This window comes from Enterobacter sp. T2 (assembly GCF_010692925.1).
GTDB lineage: Bacteria > Pseudomonadota > Gammaproteobacteria > Enterobacterales > Enterobacteriaceae > Enterobacter > Enterobacter kobei.
In genome coordinates, this window is sequence record NZ_CP048736.1 from 4,336,019 (window position 1) to 4,351,195 (window position 15,177).

A 15,177-nucleotide genomic window follows, 5' to 3' on the forward strand; every position below is an offset into this window, starting at 1 on the left:
CAGAAACTATCTCTTGATTTATCTCATCCTCATCGAAACTTTTGCTCCGATTTGTGGCACAGGTTGTAATTTCGCACCGTTTCGGGGCGTTCGTTTTATTTAAGCGTGTCTACACTCAGCATTAAGCGTTCTGTTATCACTTATTTTGTGGAACGCAAAACTGGCATTACGTTTGCTTTATAAACGTTGGCCAAAGCCACAGACAGGTTTAGCGCTTAAAAAGCGCTTCTATAACGATAAATTTCGCCACACAGGATGCATTATGAAAAAGACGATGATAGCCAGCCTGACCGCTGCAGGCATGTTGTTTGCCGTAGCGGGCCAGGCCCATGCGGGTACGACACTGGATGCCGTTAAAAAGAAAGGTTTTGTTCAATGTGGTATCAGTGATGGTCTGCCTGGCTTCTCATATGCCGATGCGAACGGCAAATTTACCGGTATTGATGTGGATGTCTGCCGCGGCGTCGCAGCTGCCGTTTTTGGGGATGACAGCAAAGTAAAATACACCCCGCTGACGGCGAAAGAACGCTTTACGGCGCTGCAATCCGGTGAAGTTGACATGCTCTCTCGTAATACCACCTGGACCTCCTCTCGTGATGCAGGTATGGGGATGTCATTTACCGGCGTGACCTATTATGACGGCATCGGATTCCTGACCCACAATAAAGCGGGCCTGAAAAGTGCCAAAGAACTGGATGGCGCCACCGTGTGTATCCAGGCGGGTACGGATACTGAGCTGAACGTCGCGGATTATTTCAAAGCCAATAAGATGAAATACACCCCTGTGACGTTTGATCGCTCGGATGAATCAGCCAAAGCACTGGAATCCGGCCGTTGCGACACGCTGGCCTCTGACCAGTCACAGCTGTATGCCTTACGTATTAAGCTGAGCAACCCGGCAGAATGGATTGTGCTGCCAGAAGTGATCTCCAAAGAACCTCTCGGACCTGTTGTTCGTCGTGGTGATGAAGACTGGTTCTCCATTGTTCGCTGGACCCTGTTTGCCATGCTGAACGCGGAAGAGATGGGCATCAACTCGAAAAACGTTGATGAGAAAGCCGCTAATCCATCCAACCCGGATATGGCTCACCTGCTCGGTAAAGAGGGTGATTTCGGCAAGGATCTGAAGCTGGATAACAAGTGGGCTTACAACATCATCAAGCAGGTGGGTAACTATTCTGAGATCTTTGAGCGCAACGTAGGATCGGAAAGCCCGCTGAAGATCAAACGCGGCCAGAACAATCTCTGGAATAACGGCGGCATTCAGTACGCGCCACCAGTACGTTAAGTCAAAGCTGTAACGGGCACTGCTCAGGCGGTGCCCAGTCCAGAGTCATGGTTACTGAGGTTTCTTTATGTCCCATCGCCGCTCAGCCGTAAAAGGAACGCTATCCTTTTCTCATCCCGCGGTCCGCGCCTGGCTATTCCAGATCATTGCTATTGTTGCGGTTGTTCTCATCGCCGTGTATCTCATCCATAACACCATCACCAACCTGAATAACCGCGGTATTACCTCCGGTTTTGCGTTCCTGGATCGCAGTGCAGGGTTTGGTATTGTTCAACATCTTATTGATTATGAGGAAGGTGACACGTACGGACGCGTGTTTGTGGTCGGTTTACTGAATACGCTGCTGGTATCGGCGCTTTGTATTGTCTTCGCCTCGATATTGGGTTTCTTTATTGGCCTGGCTCGTCTTTCTGAAAACTGGCTCCTGCGGAAGCTTTCAACCTTTTATATTGAGACTTTCCGCAACATCCCACCGCTGCTGCAGATCTTTTTCTGGTATTTCGCGGTCCTGCGTAACCTTCCTGGCCCCCGTCAGGCCGTCGATGCGTTTGAGCTGTTTTTCCTGAGTAATCGTGGGCTATACATTCCCTCTCCGCAGTTCGCCGAAGGGCTTTACGCCTTCATCGTCGCAGTTATTATTGCGATCGCCATTTCTGTGGGGCTGTTCCGTTATAACCGCAAGCACCAGATTAAAACAGGGCAGCTTCGTAAAACATGGCCCGTTGGCGCTGCGCTAATTGTTGGCTTACCGTTAGTCGCTCACTGGCTTTTTGGTGCGGCTTTGCACTGGGATATCCCCCATCTGCGCGGGTTCAATTTCCAGGGTGGGATGGTGTTAATTCCTGAACTGGCAGCACTCACGCTGGCGCTCTCGATTTATACCTCCGCATTTATTGCAGAAATCATTCGCTCCGGGATCCAGGCGGTGCCTTACGGACAGCACGAGGCGGCGCGTTCACTTGGTTTACCGAATACCGTGACGTTGCGCCAGGTCATTATTCCCCAGGCCCTGCGGGTAATCATTCCGCCACTGACCAGTCAGTATCTCAACATTGTCAAAAACTCCTCTCTGGCCGCCGCGATTGGTTACCCGGATATGGTGTCTCTCTTCGCCGGCACCGTGCTTAACCAGACCGGACAAGCTATAGAAACCATTGCCATCACCATGTCTGTCTATCTGATCATCAGTCTGGCGATTTCATTGCTGATGAACCTTTATAACCGCCGTATTGCACTGGTCGAGCGCTAAGGATTTATGATGTCGAAAGCGATACTGTCGCACTCCTCGCGTCCAGCCAGCACAACCGGTGGACGTTTCATTATCTGGGCACGTAAGAACCTGTTCTCCAGCTGGAGCAACAGCCTGCTGACAATAGTCTGCCTGTGGTTGATGTGGGAACTGATCCCGCCGCTACTCAACTGGGCATTCCTGCAGGCGAACTGGGTGGGTTCCACGCGTGCCGACTGTACGAAAGCGGGCGCATGCTGGGTGTTTATTCACGAGCGTTTTGGCCAGTTCATGTATGGATTGTATCCTCATGAACAGCGCTGGCGGATTAATCTGGCGCTGGCTATCGGTCTGCTTTCCATCGCCGTAATGTTCTGGAAAAAGCTACCTCATCGCGGACGCTATATTGCCGGCTGGGCTGTGGCGTATCCCATTATTGTTTGGGTGTTGTTGTATGGCGGCTTCCTTGGGCTGGAACGCGTTGAAACACGCCAGTGGGGTGGTCTGACGCTGACGTTGATTATCGCTTCCGTGGGGATAGCTGGCGCTCTGCCGTGGGGCATTTTACTCGCTCTGGGTCGTCGTTCAACAATGCCGGTCGTGCGTGTGCTCTCCGTGATCTTCATTGAGTTCTGGCGTGGCGTACCACTGATCACCGTATTGTTTATGTCTTCGGTCATGCTGCCGCTGTTTATGGCAGAAGGTACAACGATCGACAAACTGATTCGTGCCCTGGTCGGGGTGATTCTGTTTCAGTCTGCCTATGTCGCTGAAGTTGTGCGTGGTGGCCTGCAGGCGTTACCTAAAGGCCAGTACGAAGCAGCGGAATCACTGGCTCTCGGATACTGGAAAACGCAGGGGTTGGTCATCCTTCCACAAGCACTCAAGCTGGTGATCCCGGGCCTGGTCAACACGATCATCGCCCTCTTCAAAGATACCAGCCTGGTCATCATCATCGGATTGTTCGATCTCTTTAGCAGCGTGCAGCAGGCAACCGTTGACCCTGCCTGGCTGGGCATGTCCACCGAGGGATATGTCTTTGCTGCTCTGATCTACTGGATCTTTTGTTTTAGCATGTCGCGCTACAGCCAGCACCTGGAAAAGCGCTTTAACACCGGGCGTACACCGCACTGAGGAAATTATGAGCCAAATTACTATGACACCCGCCGACGCGATGATTACGCTGGAAAATGTGAATAAATGGTATGGACAGTTTCATGTCCTTAAAGACATTAATCTCAAGGTAAAGCAAGGCGAACGAATCGTTCTTTGCGGCCCTTCCGGTTCAGGTAAATCGACAACCATTCGCTGTATCAACCATCTTGAAGAGCATCAGCAGGGACGCATTGTGGTTGATGGTATCGAACTGAATGAAGATATTCGCAATATCGAACGCGTGCGCCAGGAAGTGGGGATGGTATTTCAGCACTTTAATCTATTTCCCCACCTGACCGTTCTGCAGAACTGTACGCTTGCGCCGATTTGGGTACGAAAGATGCCGAAACAGGAAGCGGAGGCGTTGGCAATGCATTACCTCGAACGCGTACGTATTGCAGAGCACGCCAATAAGTTTCCCGGCCAGATCTCAGGCGGACAACAGCAGCGTGTGGCTATCGCCCGTTCGCTATGCATGAAACCCAAAATTATGCTGTTTGACGAACCGACATCTGCGCTGGATCCGGAAATGGTGAAAGAAGTGCTGGATACTATGATTGGGCTGGCGCAATCCGGGATGACGATGTTGTGCGTGACGCATGAGATGGGTTTTGCCAGAACGGTGGCAGACCGGGTGATCTTTATGGACCGCGGTGAGATCGTTGAACAGGCCCCACCGGATGAATTCTTTGCGCATCCGAAGTCGGAACGTACGCGTGCATTCCTGTCGCAGGTGATTCATTAGTCATTTGCTTTGCCGGGTGGAGGCTTTGCCTTACCCGGCCTACCGTTTTTTCTGCACATAAACGCAAAAAGGCCATCCTTTCGGATGGCCTTTTCACTTATTTGATGTCTGGCAGTTCCCTACTCTCACATGGGGAGACCCCACACTACCATCGGCGCTACGGCGTTTCACTTCTGAGTTCGGCATGGGGTCAGGTGGGACCACCGCGCTAAAGCCGCCAGACAAATTCTTTTACTTCTTGCCGAACTTTAACCTAAGTATAAAGTGGTGCTGATACCCAGAGTCGAACTGGGGACCTCACCCTTACCAAGGGTGCGCTCTACCAACTGAGCCATATCAGCACACTAAATTTGATGCCTGGCAGTTCCCTACTCTCACATGGGGAGACCCCACACTACCATCGGCGCTACGGCGTTTCACTTCTGAGTTCGGCATGGGGTCAGGTGGGACCACCGCGCTAAAGCCGCCAGGCAAATTCTGTTATCTGTATCAGGCTGAAAATCGTCTCTCTTCGCCAAAACACCTTCGGCGTTGTAAGGTTAAGCCTCACGGTTCATTAGTATCGGTTAGCTCAACGCATCGCTGCGCTTACACACCCGACCTATCAACGTCGTCGTCTTCAACGTTCCTTCAGGAGACTTATAGTCTCAGGGAGAACTCATCTCGGGGCAAGTTTCGTGCTTAGATGCTTTCAGCACTTATCTCTTCCGCATTTAGCTACCGGGCAGTGCCATTGGCATGACAACCCGAACACCAGTGATGCGTCCACTCCGGTCCTCTCGTACTAGGAGCAGCCCCCCTCAATTCTCCAGCGCCCACGGCAGATAGGGACCGAACTGTCTCACGACGTTCTAAACCCAGCTCGCGTACCACTTTAAATGGCGAACAGCCATACCCTTGGGACCTACTTCAGCCCCAGGATGTGATGAGCCGACATCGAGGTGCCAAACACCGCCGTCGATATGAACTCTTGGGCGGTATCAGCCTGTTATCCCCGGAGTACCTTTTATCCGTTGAGCGATGGCCCTTCCATTCAGAACCACCGGATCACTATGACCTGCTTTCGCACCTGCTCGAGCCGTCACTCTCGCAGTCAAGCTAGCTTATGCCATTGCACTAACCTCCTGATGTCCGACCAGGATTAGCTAACCTTCGTGCTCCTCCGTTACTCTTTGGGAGGAGACCGCCCCAGTCAAACTACCCACCAGACACTGTCCGCAACCCGGATCACGGGTCTACGTTAGAACACCAGCCATTAAAGGGTGGTATTTCAAGGTTGGCTCCACGCAGACTGGCGTCCACGCTTCAAAGCCTCCCACCTATCCTACACATCAAGGACCAGTGTTCAGTGTCAAGCTATAGTAAAGGTTCACGGGGTCTTTCCGTCTTGCCGCGGGTACACTGCATCTTCACAGCGAGTTCAATTTCACTGAGTCTCGGGTGGAGACAGCCTGGCCATCATTACGCCATTCGTGCAGGTCGGAACTTACCCGACAAGGAATTTCGCTACCTTAGGACCGTTATAGTTACGGCCGCCGTTTACCGGGGCTTCGATCAAGAGCTTCGCGTTGCCGCTAACCCCATCAATTAACCTTCCGGCACCGGGCAGGCGTCACACCGTATACGTCCACTTTCGTGTTTGCACAGTGCTGTGTTTTTAATAAACAGTTGCAGCCAGCTGGTATCTTCGACTGATTTCAGCTCCACCCGCAGGGGCTTCACCTACATATCAGCGTGCCTTCTCCCGAAGTTACGGCACCATTTTGCCTAGTTCCTTCACCCGAGTTCTCTCAAGCGCCTTGGTATTCTCTACCTGACCACCTGTGTCGGTTTGGGGTACGATTTCGTGTTACCTGATGCTTAGAGGCTTTTCCTGGAAGCAGGGCATTTGTTACTTCAGCACCGTAGTGCCTCGTCATCACACCTCAGCGTTAAAAAGGTACCGGATTTACCTGGAACCTCCGCCTACATGCTTAAACCGGGACAACCGTCGCCCGGCTAACATAGCCTTCTCCGTCCCCCCTTCGCAGTAACACCAAGTACAGGAATATTAACCTGTTTCCCATCGACTACGCCTTTCGGCCTCGCCTTAGGGGTCGACTCACCCTGCCCCGATTAACGTTGGACAGGAACCCTTGGTCTTCCGGCGAGCGGGCTTTTCACCCGCTTTATCGTTACTTATGTCAGCATTCGCACTTCTGATACCTCCAGCAACCCTCACAGGCCACCTTCAACGGCTTACAGAACGCTCCCCTACCCAACAACGCATAAGCGTCGCTGCCGCAGCTTCGGTGCATGGTTTAGCCCCGTTACATCTTCCGCGCAGGCCGACTCGACCAGTGAGCTATTACGCTTTCTTTAAATGATGGCTGCTTCTAAGCCAACATCCTGGCTGTCTGTGCCTTCCCACATCGTTTCCCACTTAACCATGACTTTGGGACCTTAGCTGGCGGTCTGGGTTGTTTCCCTCTTCACGACGGACGTTAGCACCCGCCGTGTGTCTCCCGTGATAACATTCTTCGGTATTCGTAGTTTGCATCGGGTTGGTAAGCCGGGATGGCCCCCTAGCCGAAACAGTGCTCTACCCCCGAAGATGAGTTCACGAGGCGCTACCTAAATAGCTTTCGGGGAGAACCAGCTATCTCCCGGTTTGATTGGCCTTTCACCCCCAGCCACAGGTCATCCGCTAATTTTTCAACATTAGTCGGTTCGGTCCTCCAGTTAGTGTTACCCAACCTTCAACCTGCCCATGGCTAGATCACCGGGTTTCGGGTCTATACCCTGCAACTTAACGCCCAGTTAAGACTCGGTTTCCCTTCGGCTCCCCTATACGGTTAACCTTGCTACAGAATATAAGTCGCTGACCCATTATACAAAAGGTACGCAGTCACCTAACAAGTAGGCTCCCACTGCTTGTACGTACACGGTTTCAGGTTCTTTTTCACTCCCCTCGCCGGGGTTCTTTTCGCCTTTCCCTCACGGTACTGGTTCACTATCGGTCAGTCAGGAGTATTTAGCCTTGGAGGATGGTCCCCCCATATTCAGACAGGATACCACGTGTCCCGCCCTACTCTTCGAGTTCACAACCTGTGCATTTTCGTGTACGGGACTATCACCCTGTACCGTCGGACTTTCCAGACCGTTCCACTAACACACAAGCTGATTCAGACTCCGGGCTGCTCCCCGTTCGCTCGCCGCTACTGGGGGAATCTCGGTTGATTTCTTTTCCTCGGGGTACTTAGATGTTTCAGTTCCCCCGGTTCGCCTCGTTAACCTATGTATTCAGTTAACGATAGTGTGTCGAAACACACTGGGTTTCCCCATTCGGACATCGCCGGGTCAAAGGTTCATATCACCTCGCCGGCGCTTTTCGCAGATTAGCACGTCCTTCATCGCCTCTGACTGCCAGGGCATCCACCGTGTACGCTTAGTCGCTTAACCTCACAACCCGAAGATGTTTCTTTCGATTCATCATCGGTTTGCGAAAATTTGAGAGACTCGAACACACATAACATGTGTGTCGTTTCAATTTTCAGCTTGATCCAGATTTTTAAAGAGCAAATATCTCAAACATGACTCGCAAGTCAGTTTTGAGATATGACGGCAGGTGACTTTCACTCACGAACCAGCAAGTGGCGTCCCCTAGGGGATTCGAACCCCTGTTACCGCCGTGAAAGGGCGGTGTCCTGGGCCTCTAGACGAAGGGGACACTGAAGTCTCAATCGCAAGACGCCTTGCTATTTACTTTTCATCAGACAATCTGTGTGAGCACTACAAAGGCAGGTTCTTTAAGGTAAGGAGGTGATCCAACCGCAGGTTCCCCTACGGTTACCTTGTTACGACTTCACCCCAGTCATGAATCACAAAGTGGTAAGCGCCCTCCCGAAGGTTAAGCTACCTACTTCTTTTGCAACCCACTCCCATGGTGTGACGGGCGGTGTGTACAAGGCCCGGGAACGTATTCACCGTAGCATTCTGATCTACGATTACTAGCGATTCCGACTTCATGGAGTCGAGTTGCAGACTCCAATCCGGACTACGACGCACTTTATGAGGTCCGCTTGCTCTCGCGAGGTCGCTTCTCTTTGTATGCGCCATTGTAGCACGTGTGTAGCCCTACTCGTAAGGGCCATGATGACTTGACGTCATCCCCACCTTCCTCCAGTTTATCACTGGCAGTCTCCTTTGAGTTCCCGGCCTAACCGCTGGCAACAAAGGATAAGGGTTGCGCTCGTTGCGGGACTTAACCCAACATTTCACAACACGAGCTGACGACAGCCATGCAGCACCTGTCTCAGAGTTCCCGAAGGCACCAATCCATCTCTGGAAAGTTCTCTGGATGTCAAGAGTAGGTAAGGTTCTTCGCGTTGCATCGAATTAAACCACATGCTCCACCGCTTGTGCGGGCCCCCGTCAATTCATTTGAGTTTTAACCTTGCGGCCGTACTCCCCAGGCGGTCGACTTAACGCGTTAGCTCCGGAAGCCACGCCTCAAGGGCACAACCTCCAAGTCGACATCGTTTACGGCGTGGACTACCAGGGTATCTAATCCTGTTTGCTCCCCACGCTTTCGCACCTGAGCGTCAGTCTTTGTCCAGGGGGCCGCCTTCGCCACCGGTATTCCTCCAGATCTCTACGCATTTCACCGCTACACCTGGAATTCTACCCCCCTCTACAAGACTCTAGCCTGCCAGTTTCGAATGCAGTTCCCAGGTTGAGCCCGGGGATTTCACATCCGACTTGACAGACCGCCTGCGTGCGCTTTACGCCCAGTAATTCCGATTAACGCTTGCACCCTCCGTATTACCGCGGCTGCTGGCACGGAGTTAGCCGGTGCTTCTTCTGCGGGTAACGTCAATTGCTGTGGTTATTAACCACAACACCTTCCTCCCCGCTGAAAGTACTTTACAACCCGAAGGCCTTCTTCATACACGCGGCATGGCTGCATCAGGCTTGCGCCCATTGTGCAATATTCCCCACTGCTGCCTCCCGTAGGAGTCTGGACCGTGTCTCAGTTCCAGTGTGGCTGGTCATCCTCTCAGACCAGCTAGGGATCGTCGCCTAGGTGAGCCGTTACCCCACCTACTAGCTAATCCCATCTGGGCACATCTGATGGCAAGAGGCCCGAAGGTCCCCCTCTTTGGTCTTGCGACGTTATGCGGTATTAGCTACCGTTTCCAGTAGTTATCCCCCTCCATCAGGCAGTTTCCCAGACATTACTCACCCGTCCGCCACTCGTCACCCGAGAGCAAGCTCTCTGTGCTACCGTTCGACTTGCATGTGTTAGGCCTGCCGCCAGCGTTCAATCTGAGCCATGATCAAACTCTTCAATTTAAGTTTGATGCTCGTGAATTAAACTTCGTAATGAATTACGTATGTTCACTCAGAGACTTGGTATTCATTTATTGTCCGAAGACATTAAGAATCCATGTCACTTTGAGTGCCCACACAGATTGTCTGATAAATTGTTAAAGAGCAGTGCAACGCGGCTTTCGCTCACCGTTGCGAGGTGGCGTATATTACGCTTTCCTCTTTCAGAGTCAACCCGTTATTTCAGGATTTTTTCTCTTCAACCGACCGGGTTGTCTGTGAAGTGATTCACATCTGCCGTGTCGATGGAGGCGCATTATAGGGATCCCATTTTTTAGCACAAGTATTTTTTAGATCTTTTTTTCCAACTGTTGATTTTCCGCGCTTTTCGCTGAAATCCCGCCCGATATGCTTAAATATTGACGTATTTTGCCTTGCCTCGATCCCATATTATGATCAAAGTCTTCTGTCTAGCGCTCATCCTTAGAGGTAGTTATGTCTACTGTATTACGTCCTTATAAAGATCTGTTCCCCAAACAAGGCGATCGCGTGATGATCGATGCCAGCAGCGTAGTCGTAGGTGATGTCCGACTGGCTGATGATGTCAGTATCTGGCCACTCGTTGCCATCAGGGGAGACGTTAACTCTGTGTCGATTGGCGCACGTACCAATATTCAGGACGGCAGCGTTCTGCATGTCACGCACAAATCCTCTTATAACCCGGAAGGTAATCCACTCATTATTGGAGAGGATGTCACCGTCGGTCACAAAGTGATGCTTCACGGCTGCACTATAGGAAATCGCGTACTTGTTGGCATGGGATCGATTTTGCTGGATGGCGTCATAGTAGAAGATGACGTAATGATTGGTGCCGGTAGCCTGGTCCCGCAGAACAAACGGCTGGAGAGCGGCTATCTCTATCTGGGTAGCCCTGTAAAACAGATCCGCCCCCTGAAGGAGGCAGAGATCGAAGGATTAAAATACTCGGCGAACAACTACGTTAAATGGAAGAATGACTATCTGGATCAGGATAACCAGACCCAGCCCTGATCGTCTTCCTGCTGGTCGCGGATTAAATCGCTGGCTTCTTCTTCAAGATCCCAGCGATTTTCACAAAATATGTCTAAAGGGTCTGAACCGCCAAAACGACGTAGCAGCGTTTCCCCATGAATGGCACAGGTAAGCTGCATCCCCTGCACCAGCACCGGGAAGCAGACTGCTTGTTTATCCTCATCCCAGCTCTCTCTGTCCGGGAAGTGAATAGCCTGATTCACGCCGAAAGCTCCTGCTTTAACTTTTCTATCACCGGCTCGACTGCAGGTAACACTCCATGCCAGAGCAGCACCGCATGCGCAGCCTGGCCCACCAGCATCCCCAGCCCGTCGGCTAACTGTTTCGCGCCATGTTCTTCACACCACATAAGGAAGGGTGTCTTCCCTTTCTGGTAAAACATGTCATAGAAGTACATATGAGAGTTGATAAGAGAAACGGGGATTGCCGGGATCTCACCATTAATGCCGCTGGACGTGGCATTGATGACCAGATCAAATTCACGGTCTTCGAGATCCTCAAGCGCGATGGCGCTCACGCTACCGGTATGGGCAAACAACGCCGCCAGCGCTTCTGCCCTGGAAAAGGTTCTGTTGGTAATGGTCACTGCACAGTCCAGTGAAAGCAGGGGCAACAGCACGCCCCGCGATGCACCACCCGCACCAATCAGCAGAACCCGGAAACCAGGCTTGATAAACGAAAGTCTTTCCAGATCGCTCAGTAAACCAATCCCGTCAGTGTTGTCACCCAGAAGGCGGCCATCCTCAAGCCGTTTTAAGGTATTTACTGCACCAGCAAGTGAAGCACGCTCGGTCAGTTCGTCTGCACGTTCAAATGCCTCTTCTTTAAAGGGAACCGTCACATTCGCCCCTTTGCCGCCCGCAGCGAAAAACGCCTCGAGCGTTGGGATAAATGCATCAACCGGTGCCAGCACGCGACCGTAAGGGTGATCTATCTGCAACTGTTCCGCAAATTGCTGATGGATCAAGGGTGACTTACTGTGTGCAATCGGGTTACCAAAAACAGCATAAGTTTCCATGAGATTACCCCTGGCGAAAACGTTCACCGGTTAATGCGTCGCGAATTTCGGACGGATTCAGGCGCCCTCCCGTCTCGCCGGCAGCAACCGGGAAATCATTCCCAAACTGTGCCAGCACTTCTTCGGTTGTCCGGCACGGAGGTAACCCGGTCAGATTCGCGCTGGTTGAAACCAGTGGTTTACCAAACGCCACACAAAGCTCAACCACCAGCGGATGGTCGGTGACGCGCACCGCCAGCGAATCAAACCTTCCGGTTAACCAGCGCGGTGTTGTCGGCTGGGCCGGGAAAACGAAGGTCACCGGTCCAGGCCATACGGAGAAGATGGCTTCACGCTGGGCCGGGGTAAGCATGGAATCATCAATGTAAGGTTTAAGCTGCTCATAATTGGCCGCGATTAAAATCAGTCCTTTTTCGACAGGCCGTTGCTTAAGTGCCAGCAATCGGCCAACGGCCGTCTCACTGTCAGGATCGCAACCGACCCCAAAAACAGCTTCAGTTGGATAAGCGATGACTTCTTCTTTTTTCAGTACGTCCACTGCATACGCAATGGAACCTGATGGCAGGTTATTATTCACTGTTTTGATCCGCCGGAACCGGCTTTCCACATTGTTTACTGGCGCAGAAGCGTTTAATGCCTTGCGCGGTTTTCTTCTCGATGAGTAGCGGATAATGGCAATGCACGCAGATACCCGCTACCGGTTTGAAATTGATAACGAACTGGCAGTCAGGGTAACGATCGCAGGAATGGAAAGTCTTACCAAAACGAGAACGACGCTGTACCAGTTGACCACGTTGGCACTGAGGACAGGCAATAGCCGTTTCATCTGGCTTATCAATTTGTTCTGTATGCTCACATTCCGGATAACGGCTACAGCCAATAAACATACCGAACCGCCCCTGACGCAACGCTAATTCACCACCACAGGCAGGACATAACTGCCCCTCCAGAATTTTGACGATATGTCCATCCGCCTGGCTTTTAAGAGGACGGACATAATCACATTCCGGATAGTGTGAACAACCGAGAAACGGACCGTGTTTCCCGGACCGAATAACAAGTTCAGCCCCGCACTGCGGGCAGGGCTCGTTTTTATGCACCGTAAATAGTGCGGATTTGGCCATAACAACTCTTGGTGCTGCACATTTGAATTAATGCAGCATACCTTCATTCACTTCAAAGAGTAATTCTTCCATTTGCTGATAGGCATTTTCACAACCCGGGATATTAAACAGAACCATCAGGATCACCCATTTGAGATCTTCCAGTTCAAATTCTGCCGTATCCAGCGCCATGACGCGCTCTATCACCATTTCTCTCGTTTCGAGGTTTAGCACCTGAATCTGCTCAAGGAATAAGATGAATCCCCGGCAGCTGGCATCCAGCCTTTCACACTCTTCAGCGGTATAGATGCGTACTGACAATGGGTCAGAAGCAAGCTGCATCGGTTCGGCGAGGCCTTCCTGATAATCAGCCAGTTTTTCCAGCCACATCAACGCATTATAGATATCTTCCCGCTCAAACCCCGCATCGGTAAGATCCTGTGTCAATTTGTCCTGATCCACTCGCATTTCTGCTTCGTTATGGATGTAAGTCTCAAACAAATACATCAGTACGTCGAACATGGCATGCCCTCCTTAATCGGACATAGCCGCCGGGTACAGCTGCGATCCACCCTGCTAACTCCAGTTCGAGTAGCTGTGCTACCGTTACTGGCACAGGTTGGCCGGCACGTTCAGCGACAACGTCAACAGGTGTTACCTCATCTCCTACGTTAGCCAGGAGCTTAGGAAATGGCAATGCCACCTTTCCCTGATCTGACGAATAATGTCGCTTTTCGGGATCTTCCTGCAGCCATTGCAACCCATGTTGCAAATTTTCAAGAATATCCCCTACCTCGGTTACCGGCGTTGCGCCCTGCTTTATCAGCGAATGTGGCCCTTCGCAGCCGGGGTTACCTATCGGACCGGGCAAGGCGAAAACCTCCCGCCCCTGCTCAAGTGCGCACCAGGCCGTGACCAGAGAGCCGCTTCGCACTGCCGCTTCAACGACCAAGACGCCCTGGCTTAACCCGCTGATAATCCGATTACGGCGCGGAAAGTTTGCCGGTCGGGGCTGTGCCGAGAGAGGAAACTCAGACACTATCGCCCCGTCAGATTCAATAATCTGCATCGCCAGAGCCTGATGCCGACGGGGATAAACGCTAAACAGGCCGTTCCCCAGCACGGCCACGCTACGTCCTTTTGCGGACAGCGCAGCGTGATGGGCGACACCGTCAATACCGCAGGCCAACCCACTGGTGATTGTGAAACCGCTTTGTGAAAGCTGTTCGCGCAGGATTTTCCCCCACCGCTCACCGTACCATGACGGCGCCCGACTCCCCACCACAGCCATTTGGACAGTATTAAGTGTCGCTAAGTTACCTTTTACACATAATGCCCCAGGATAATCGGGAATCGTTCGCAGCAAAGGGGGATAAAAGGGATGGTTTGCCGTCAACAAATGATTTCCCGGCATTTCAAGCCACTTAAGGCTTCGCTCCAGTTCACTTTCCTCTAAGGCAAAGAAACGGATAGCCTGTTTTGCTGACAGCCCGGCGTCTATGACAGCAGGAACATCTATATTTGTCTGCTTGTGCAACCGTGCAGCGGCTTCCAGCATCCCATCACCACACAGAGAACCCGTGTGGATAAGCCGTAACCATATCTCGGTAGACGTCATCCTTTCCCCCTGCCATAAGCGGCCTGCGCAATCATTGCGATTGGTCACTGATGCTGTCAATCGAACGGGGATTTGTCTAGAATAGAAGTAATATTCTTATCAACTCCTGAACACGACTCTGGAAATTTATGGCAGTTTTGCAAGTGTTACATATTCCGGACGAGCGCCTTCGCATCGTCGCTGAACCGGTTAAAGAAGTGAATGCAGAAATTCAGCGTATCGTCGATGATATGTTCGATACCATGTACGCTGAAGAAGGCATTGGCCTGGCGGCGACCCAGGTAGACATTCACAAGCGTATTATCGTGATCGACGTTTCTGAAAATCGCGATGAGCGTCTGGTGCTGATTAACCCTGAGTTGCTTGAAAAGAGCGGCGAAACGGGTATCGAGGAAGGCTGTTTGTCCATTCCTGAACAGCGCGCTTTGGTGCCACGTGCCGAAAAAGTGAAAATTCGCGCCCTGGATCGTGACGGTAATCCGTTCGAACTGGAAGCAGACGACCTGCTGGCGATTTGTATTCAGCATGAGATGGATCATCTGGTCGGTAAACTGTTTATCGATTACCTCTCGCCGCTGAAACAGCAGCGTATTCGTCAGAAAGTAGAGAAACTGGATCGTTTGCGCTCTCGCGCATAACGT

At 51.8% G+C, this 15,177-nt stretch carries 12 protein-coding genes, 2 tRNA genes and 4 rRNA genes; 6 read left to right on the forward strand and 12 right to left on the reverse strand.

Annotation, left to right across the window (positions count from 1 at the left end; all coding sequences use genetic code 11):
* Nucleotides 1-262: 262 nt before the first annotated feature.
* The 4 genes from G0034_RS20705 to G0034_RS20720 all read left to right on the forward strand — a co-directional run bounded on the left by G0034_RS20705 (nucleotide 263) and on the right by G0034_RS20720 (nucleotide 4,416).
* Entirely contained in the window at nucleotides 263-1,288 is a 1,026-nt protein-coding gene (locus G0034_RS20705; protein WP_014885451.1) for an amino acid ABC transporter substrate-binding protein, read from the forward strand.
* A 67-nt stretch (nucleotides 1,289-1,355) separates the two neighbouring features.
* A complete protein-coding gene (locus tag G0034_RS20710; RefSeq protein WP_014885452.1) occupies nucleotides 1,356-2,537 on the forward strand; it encodes an amino acid ABC transporter permease in 1,182 nt (393 codons plus the stop codon).
* 9 nt (nucleotides 2,538-2,546) lie between these two features.
* Nucleotides 2,547-3,650 (forward strand): amino acid ABC transporter permease, encoded by a 1,104-nt coding sequence (locus G0034_RS20715; protein WP_179121352.1) that lies wholly within the window; start codon nucleotides 2,547-2,549, stop codon nucleotides 3,648-3,650.
* A 7-nt stretch (nucleotides 3,651-3,657) separates the two neighbouring features.
* Nucleotides 3,658-4,416 carry an amino acid ABC transporter ATP-binding protein gene (locus G0034_RS20720; RefSeq protein WP_014885454.1) on the forward strand — a complete coding sequence of 253 codons (759 nt, stop codon included), beginning with the start codon at nucleotides 3,658-3,660 and terminating at the stop codon, nucleotides 4,414-4,416.
* Nucleotides 4,417-4,522: 106 nt separating this feature from the next.
* On the opposite strand, the gene rrf (G0034_RS20725) is transcribed toward G0034_RS20720, so the two are convergent.
* From rrf (G0034_RS20725) to G0034_RS20750, 6 genes are all read right to left on the reverse strand, one after another.
* A 5S ribosomal RNA gene (gene rrf / locus G0034_RS20725) occupies nucleotides 4,523-4,638 on the reverse strand.
* Nucleotides 4,639-4,681: 43 nt separating this feature from the next.
* Nucleotides 4,682-4,757, reverse strand: a tRNA-Thr gene (locus G0034_RS20730).
* Nucleotides 4,758-4,771: 14 nt separating this feature from the next.
* Nucleotides 4,772-4,887: ribosomal RNA gene (gene rrf, locus G0034_RS20735) — 5S ribosomal RNA — on the reverse strand.
* A gap of 64 nt (nucleotides 4,888-4,951) precedes the next feature.
* A 23S ribosomal RNA gene (locus tag G0034_RS20740) occupies nucleotides 4,952-7,857 on the reverse strand.
* 192 nt (nucleotides 7,858-8,049) lie between these two features.
* Nucleotides 8,050-8,125 (reverse strand) — tRNA-Glu (locus G0034_RS20745).
* Nucleotides 8,126-8,210: 85 nt separating this feature from the next.
* Nucleotides 8,211-9,750 (reverse strand): 16S ribosomal RNA (locus tag G0034_RS20750).
* The 16S, 23S and 5S rRNA genes sit together here with 2 tRNA genes alongside, the layout of an rRNA operon.
* 471 nt (nucleotides 9,751-10,221) lie before the next feature.
* Here G0034_RS20750 and G0034_RS20755 point away from each other — a divergent pair.
* Nucleotides 10,222-10,776 carry a gamma carbonic anhydrase family protein gene (locus tag G0034_RS20755; protein WP_023337872.1) on the forward strand — a complete coding sequence of 185 codons (555 nt, stop codon included), beginning with the start codon at nucleotides 10,222-10,224 and terminating at the stop codon, nucleotides 10,774-10,776.
* On the opposite strand, the gene G0034_RS20760 is transcribed toward G0034_RS20755, so the two are convergent.
* Genes G0034_RS20760 through dprA form a run of 6 tightly spaced genes read right to left on the reverse strand, consistent with a single transcriptional unit; the run spans nucleotide 10,752 to nucleotide 14,536 of the window.
* A complete protein-coding gene (locus G0034_RS20760) occupies nucleotides 10,752-11,000 on the reverse strand; it encodes a DUF1488 family protein (protein WP_047624748.1) in 249 nt (82 codons plus the stop codon). The genes G0034_RS20755 and G0034_RS20760 overlap by 25 nt on opposite strands.
* Nucleotides 10,997-11,815, reverse strand: coding sequence for a shikimate dehydrogenase (aroE, locus tag G0034_RS20765; RefSeq protein ID WP_014885457.1), 819 nt, complete (start codon nucleotides 11,813-11,815; stop codon nucleotides 10,997-10,999). Before aroE ends, G0034_RS20760 begins: the two co-directional genes overlap by 4 nt.
* A 4-nt stretch (nucleotides 11,816-11,819) precedes the next feature.
* Nucleotides 11,820-12,392, reverse strand: a complete 573-nt coding sequence (gene tsaC / locus G0034_RS20770) for an L-threonylcarbamoyladenylate synthase type 1 TsaC (RefSeq protein WP_023337875.1) — start codon at nucleotides 12,390-12,392, stop codon at nucleotides 11,820-11,822.
* Nucleotides 12,385-12,939: a DNA topoisomerase family protein gene (locus tag G0034_RS20775; protein WP_023338824.1), complete on the reverse strand. Its 555-nt coding sequence runs from the start codon at nucleotides 12,937-12,939 to the stop codon at nucleotides 12,385-12,387. The genes tsaC and G0034_RS20775 overlap by 8 nt, the downstream gene beginning before the upstream one ends.
* A 27-nt stretch (nucleotides 12,940-12,966) precedes the next feature.
* Nucleotides 12,967-13,440, reverse strand: a complete 474-nt coding sequence (smg, locus tag G0034_RS20780; RefSeq protein WP_008503477.1) for a DUF494 family protein Smg — start codon at nucleotides 13,438-13,440, stop codon at nucleotides 12,967-12,969.
* On the reverse strand, nucleotides 13,412-14,536 hold the full coding sequence (gene dprA, locus G0034_RS20785) for a DNA-protecting protein DprA (RefSeq protein WP_179121243.1): 1,125 nt from the start codon (nucleotides 14,534-14,536) through the stop codon (nucleotides 13,412-13,414). The genes smg and dprA overlap by 29 nt, the downstream gene beginning before the upstream one ends.
* Before the next feature lie 128 nt (nucleotides 14,537-14,664).
* Between dprA and def the strand changes: the two genes are divergently transcribed.
* Nucleotides 14,665-15,174 (forward strand): peptide deformylase, encoded by a 510-nt coding sequence (def, locus tag G0034_RS20790; protein ID WP_006812188.1) that lies wholly within the window; start codon nucleotides 14,665-14,667, stop codon nucleotides 15,172-15,174.
* The last annotated feature ends 3 nt before the right edge of the window (nucleotides 15,175-15,177 follow it).

Excerpts from the sequence above, each read along its gene's own strand:
- smg (WP_008503477.1), bottom strand. The coding sequence starts at position 13,440 with ATGTTCGACGTACTGATGTATTTGTTTGAGACTTACATCCATAACGAA.
- def (WP_006812188.1), top strand. The coding sequence starts at position 14,665 with ATGGCAGTTTTGCAAGTGTTACATATTCCGGACGAGCGCCTTCGCATC.
- dprA (WP_179121243.1), bottom strand. The coding sequence starts at position 14,536 with ATGACGTCTACCGAGATATGGTTACGGCTTATCCACACGGGTTCTCTG.
- G0034_RS20705 (WP_014885451.1), top strand. The coding sequence starts at position 263 with ATGAAAAAGACGATGATAGCCAGCCTGACCGCTGCAGGCATGTTGTTT.
- G0034_RS20775 (WP_023338824.1), bottom strand. The coding sequence starts at position 12,939 with ATGGCCAAATCCGCACTATTTACGGTGCATAAAAACGAGCCCTGCCCG.
- G0034_RS20755 (WP_023337872.1), top strand. The coding sequence starts at position 10,222 with ATGTCTACTGTATTACGTCCTTATAAAGATCTGTTCCCCAAACAAGGC.
- aroE (WP_014885457.1), bottom strand. The coding sequence starts at position 11,815 with ATGGAAACTTATGCTGTTTTTGGTAACCCGATTGCACACAGTAAGTCA.
- G0034_RS20720 (WP_014885454.1), top strand. The coding sequence starts at position 3,658 with ATGAGCCAAATTACTATGACACCCGCCGACGCGATGATTACGCTGGAA.
- G0034_RS20710 (WP_014885452.1), top strand. The coding sequence starts at position 1,356 with ATGTCCCATCGCCGCTCAGCCGTAAAAGGAACGCTATCCTTTTCTCAT.
- G0034_RS20715 (WP_179121352.1), top strand. The coding sequence starts at position 2,547 with ATGTCGAAAGCGATACTGTCGCACTCCTCGCGTCCAGCCAGCACAACC.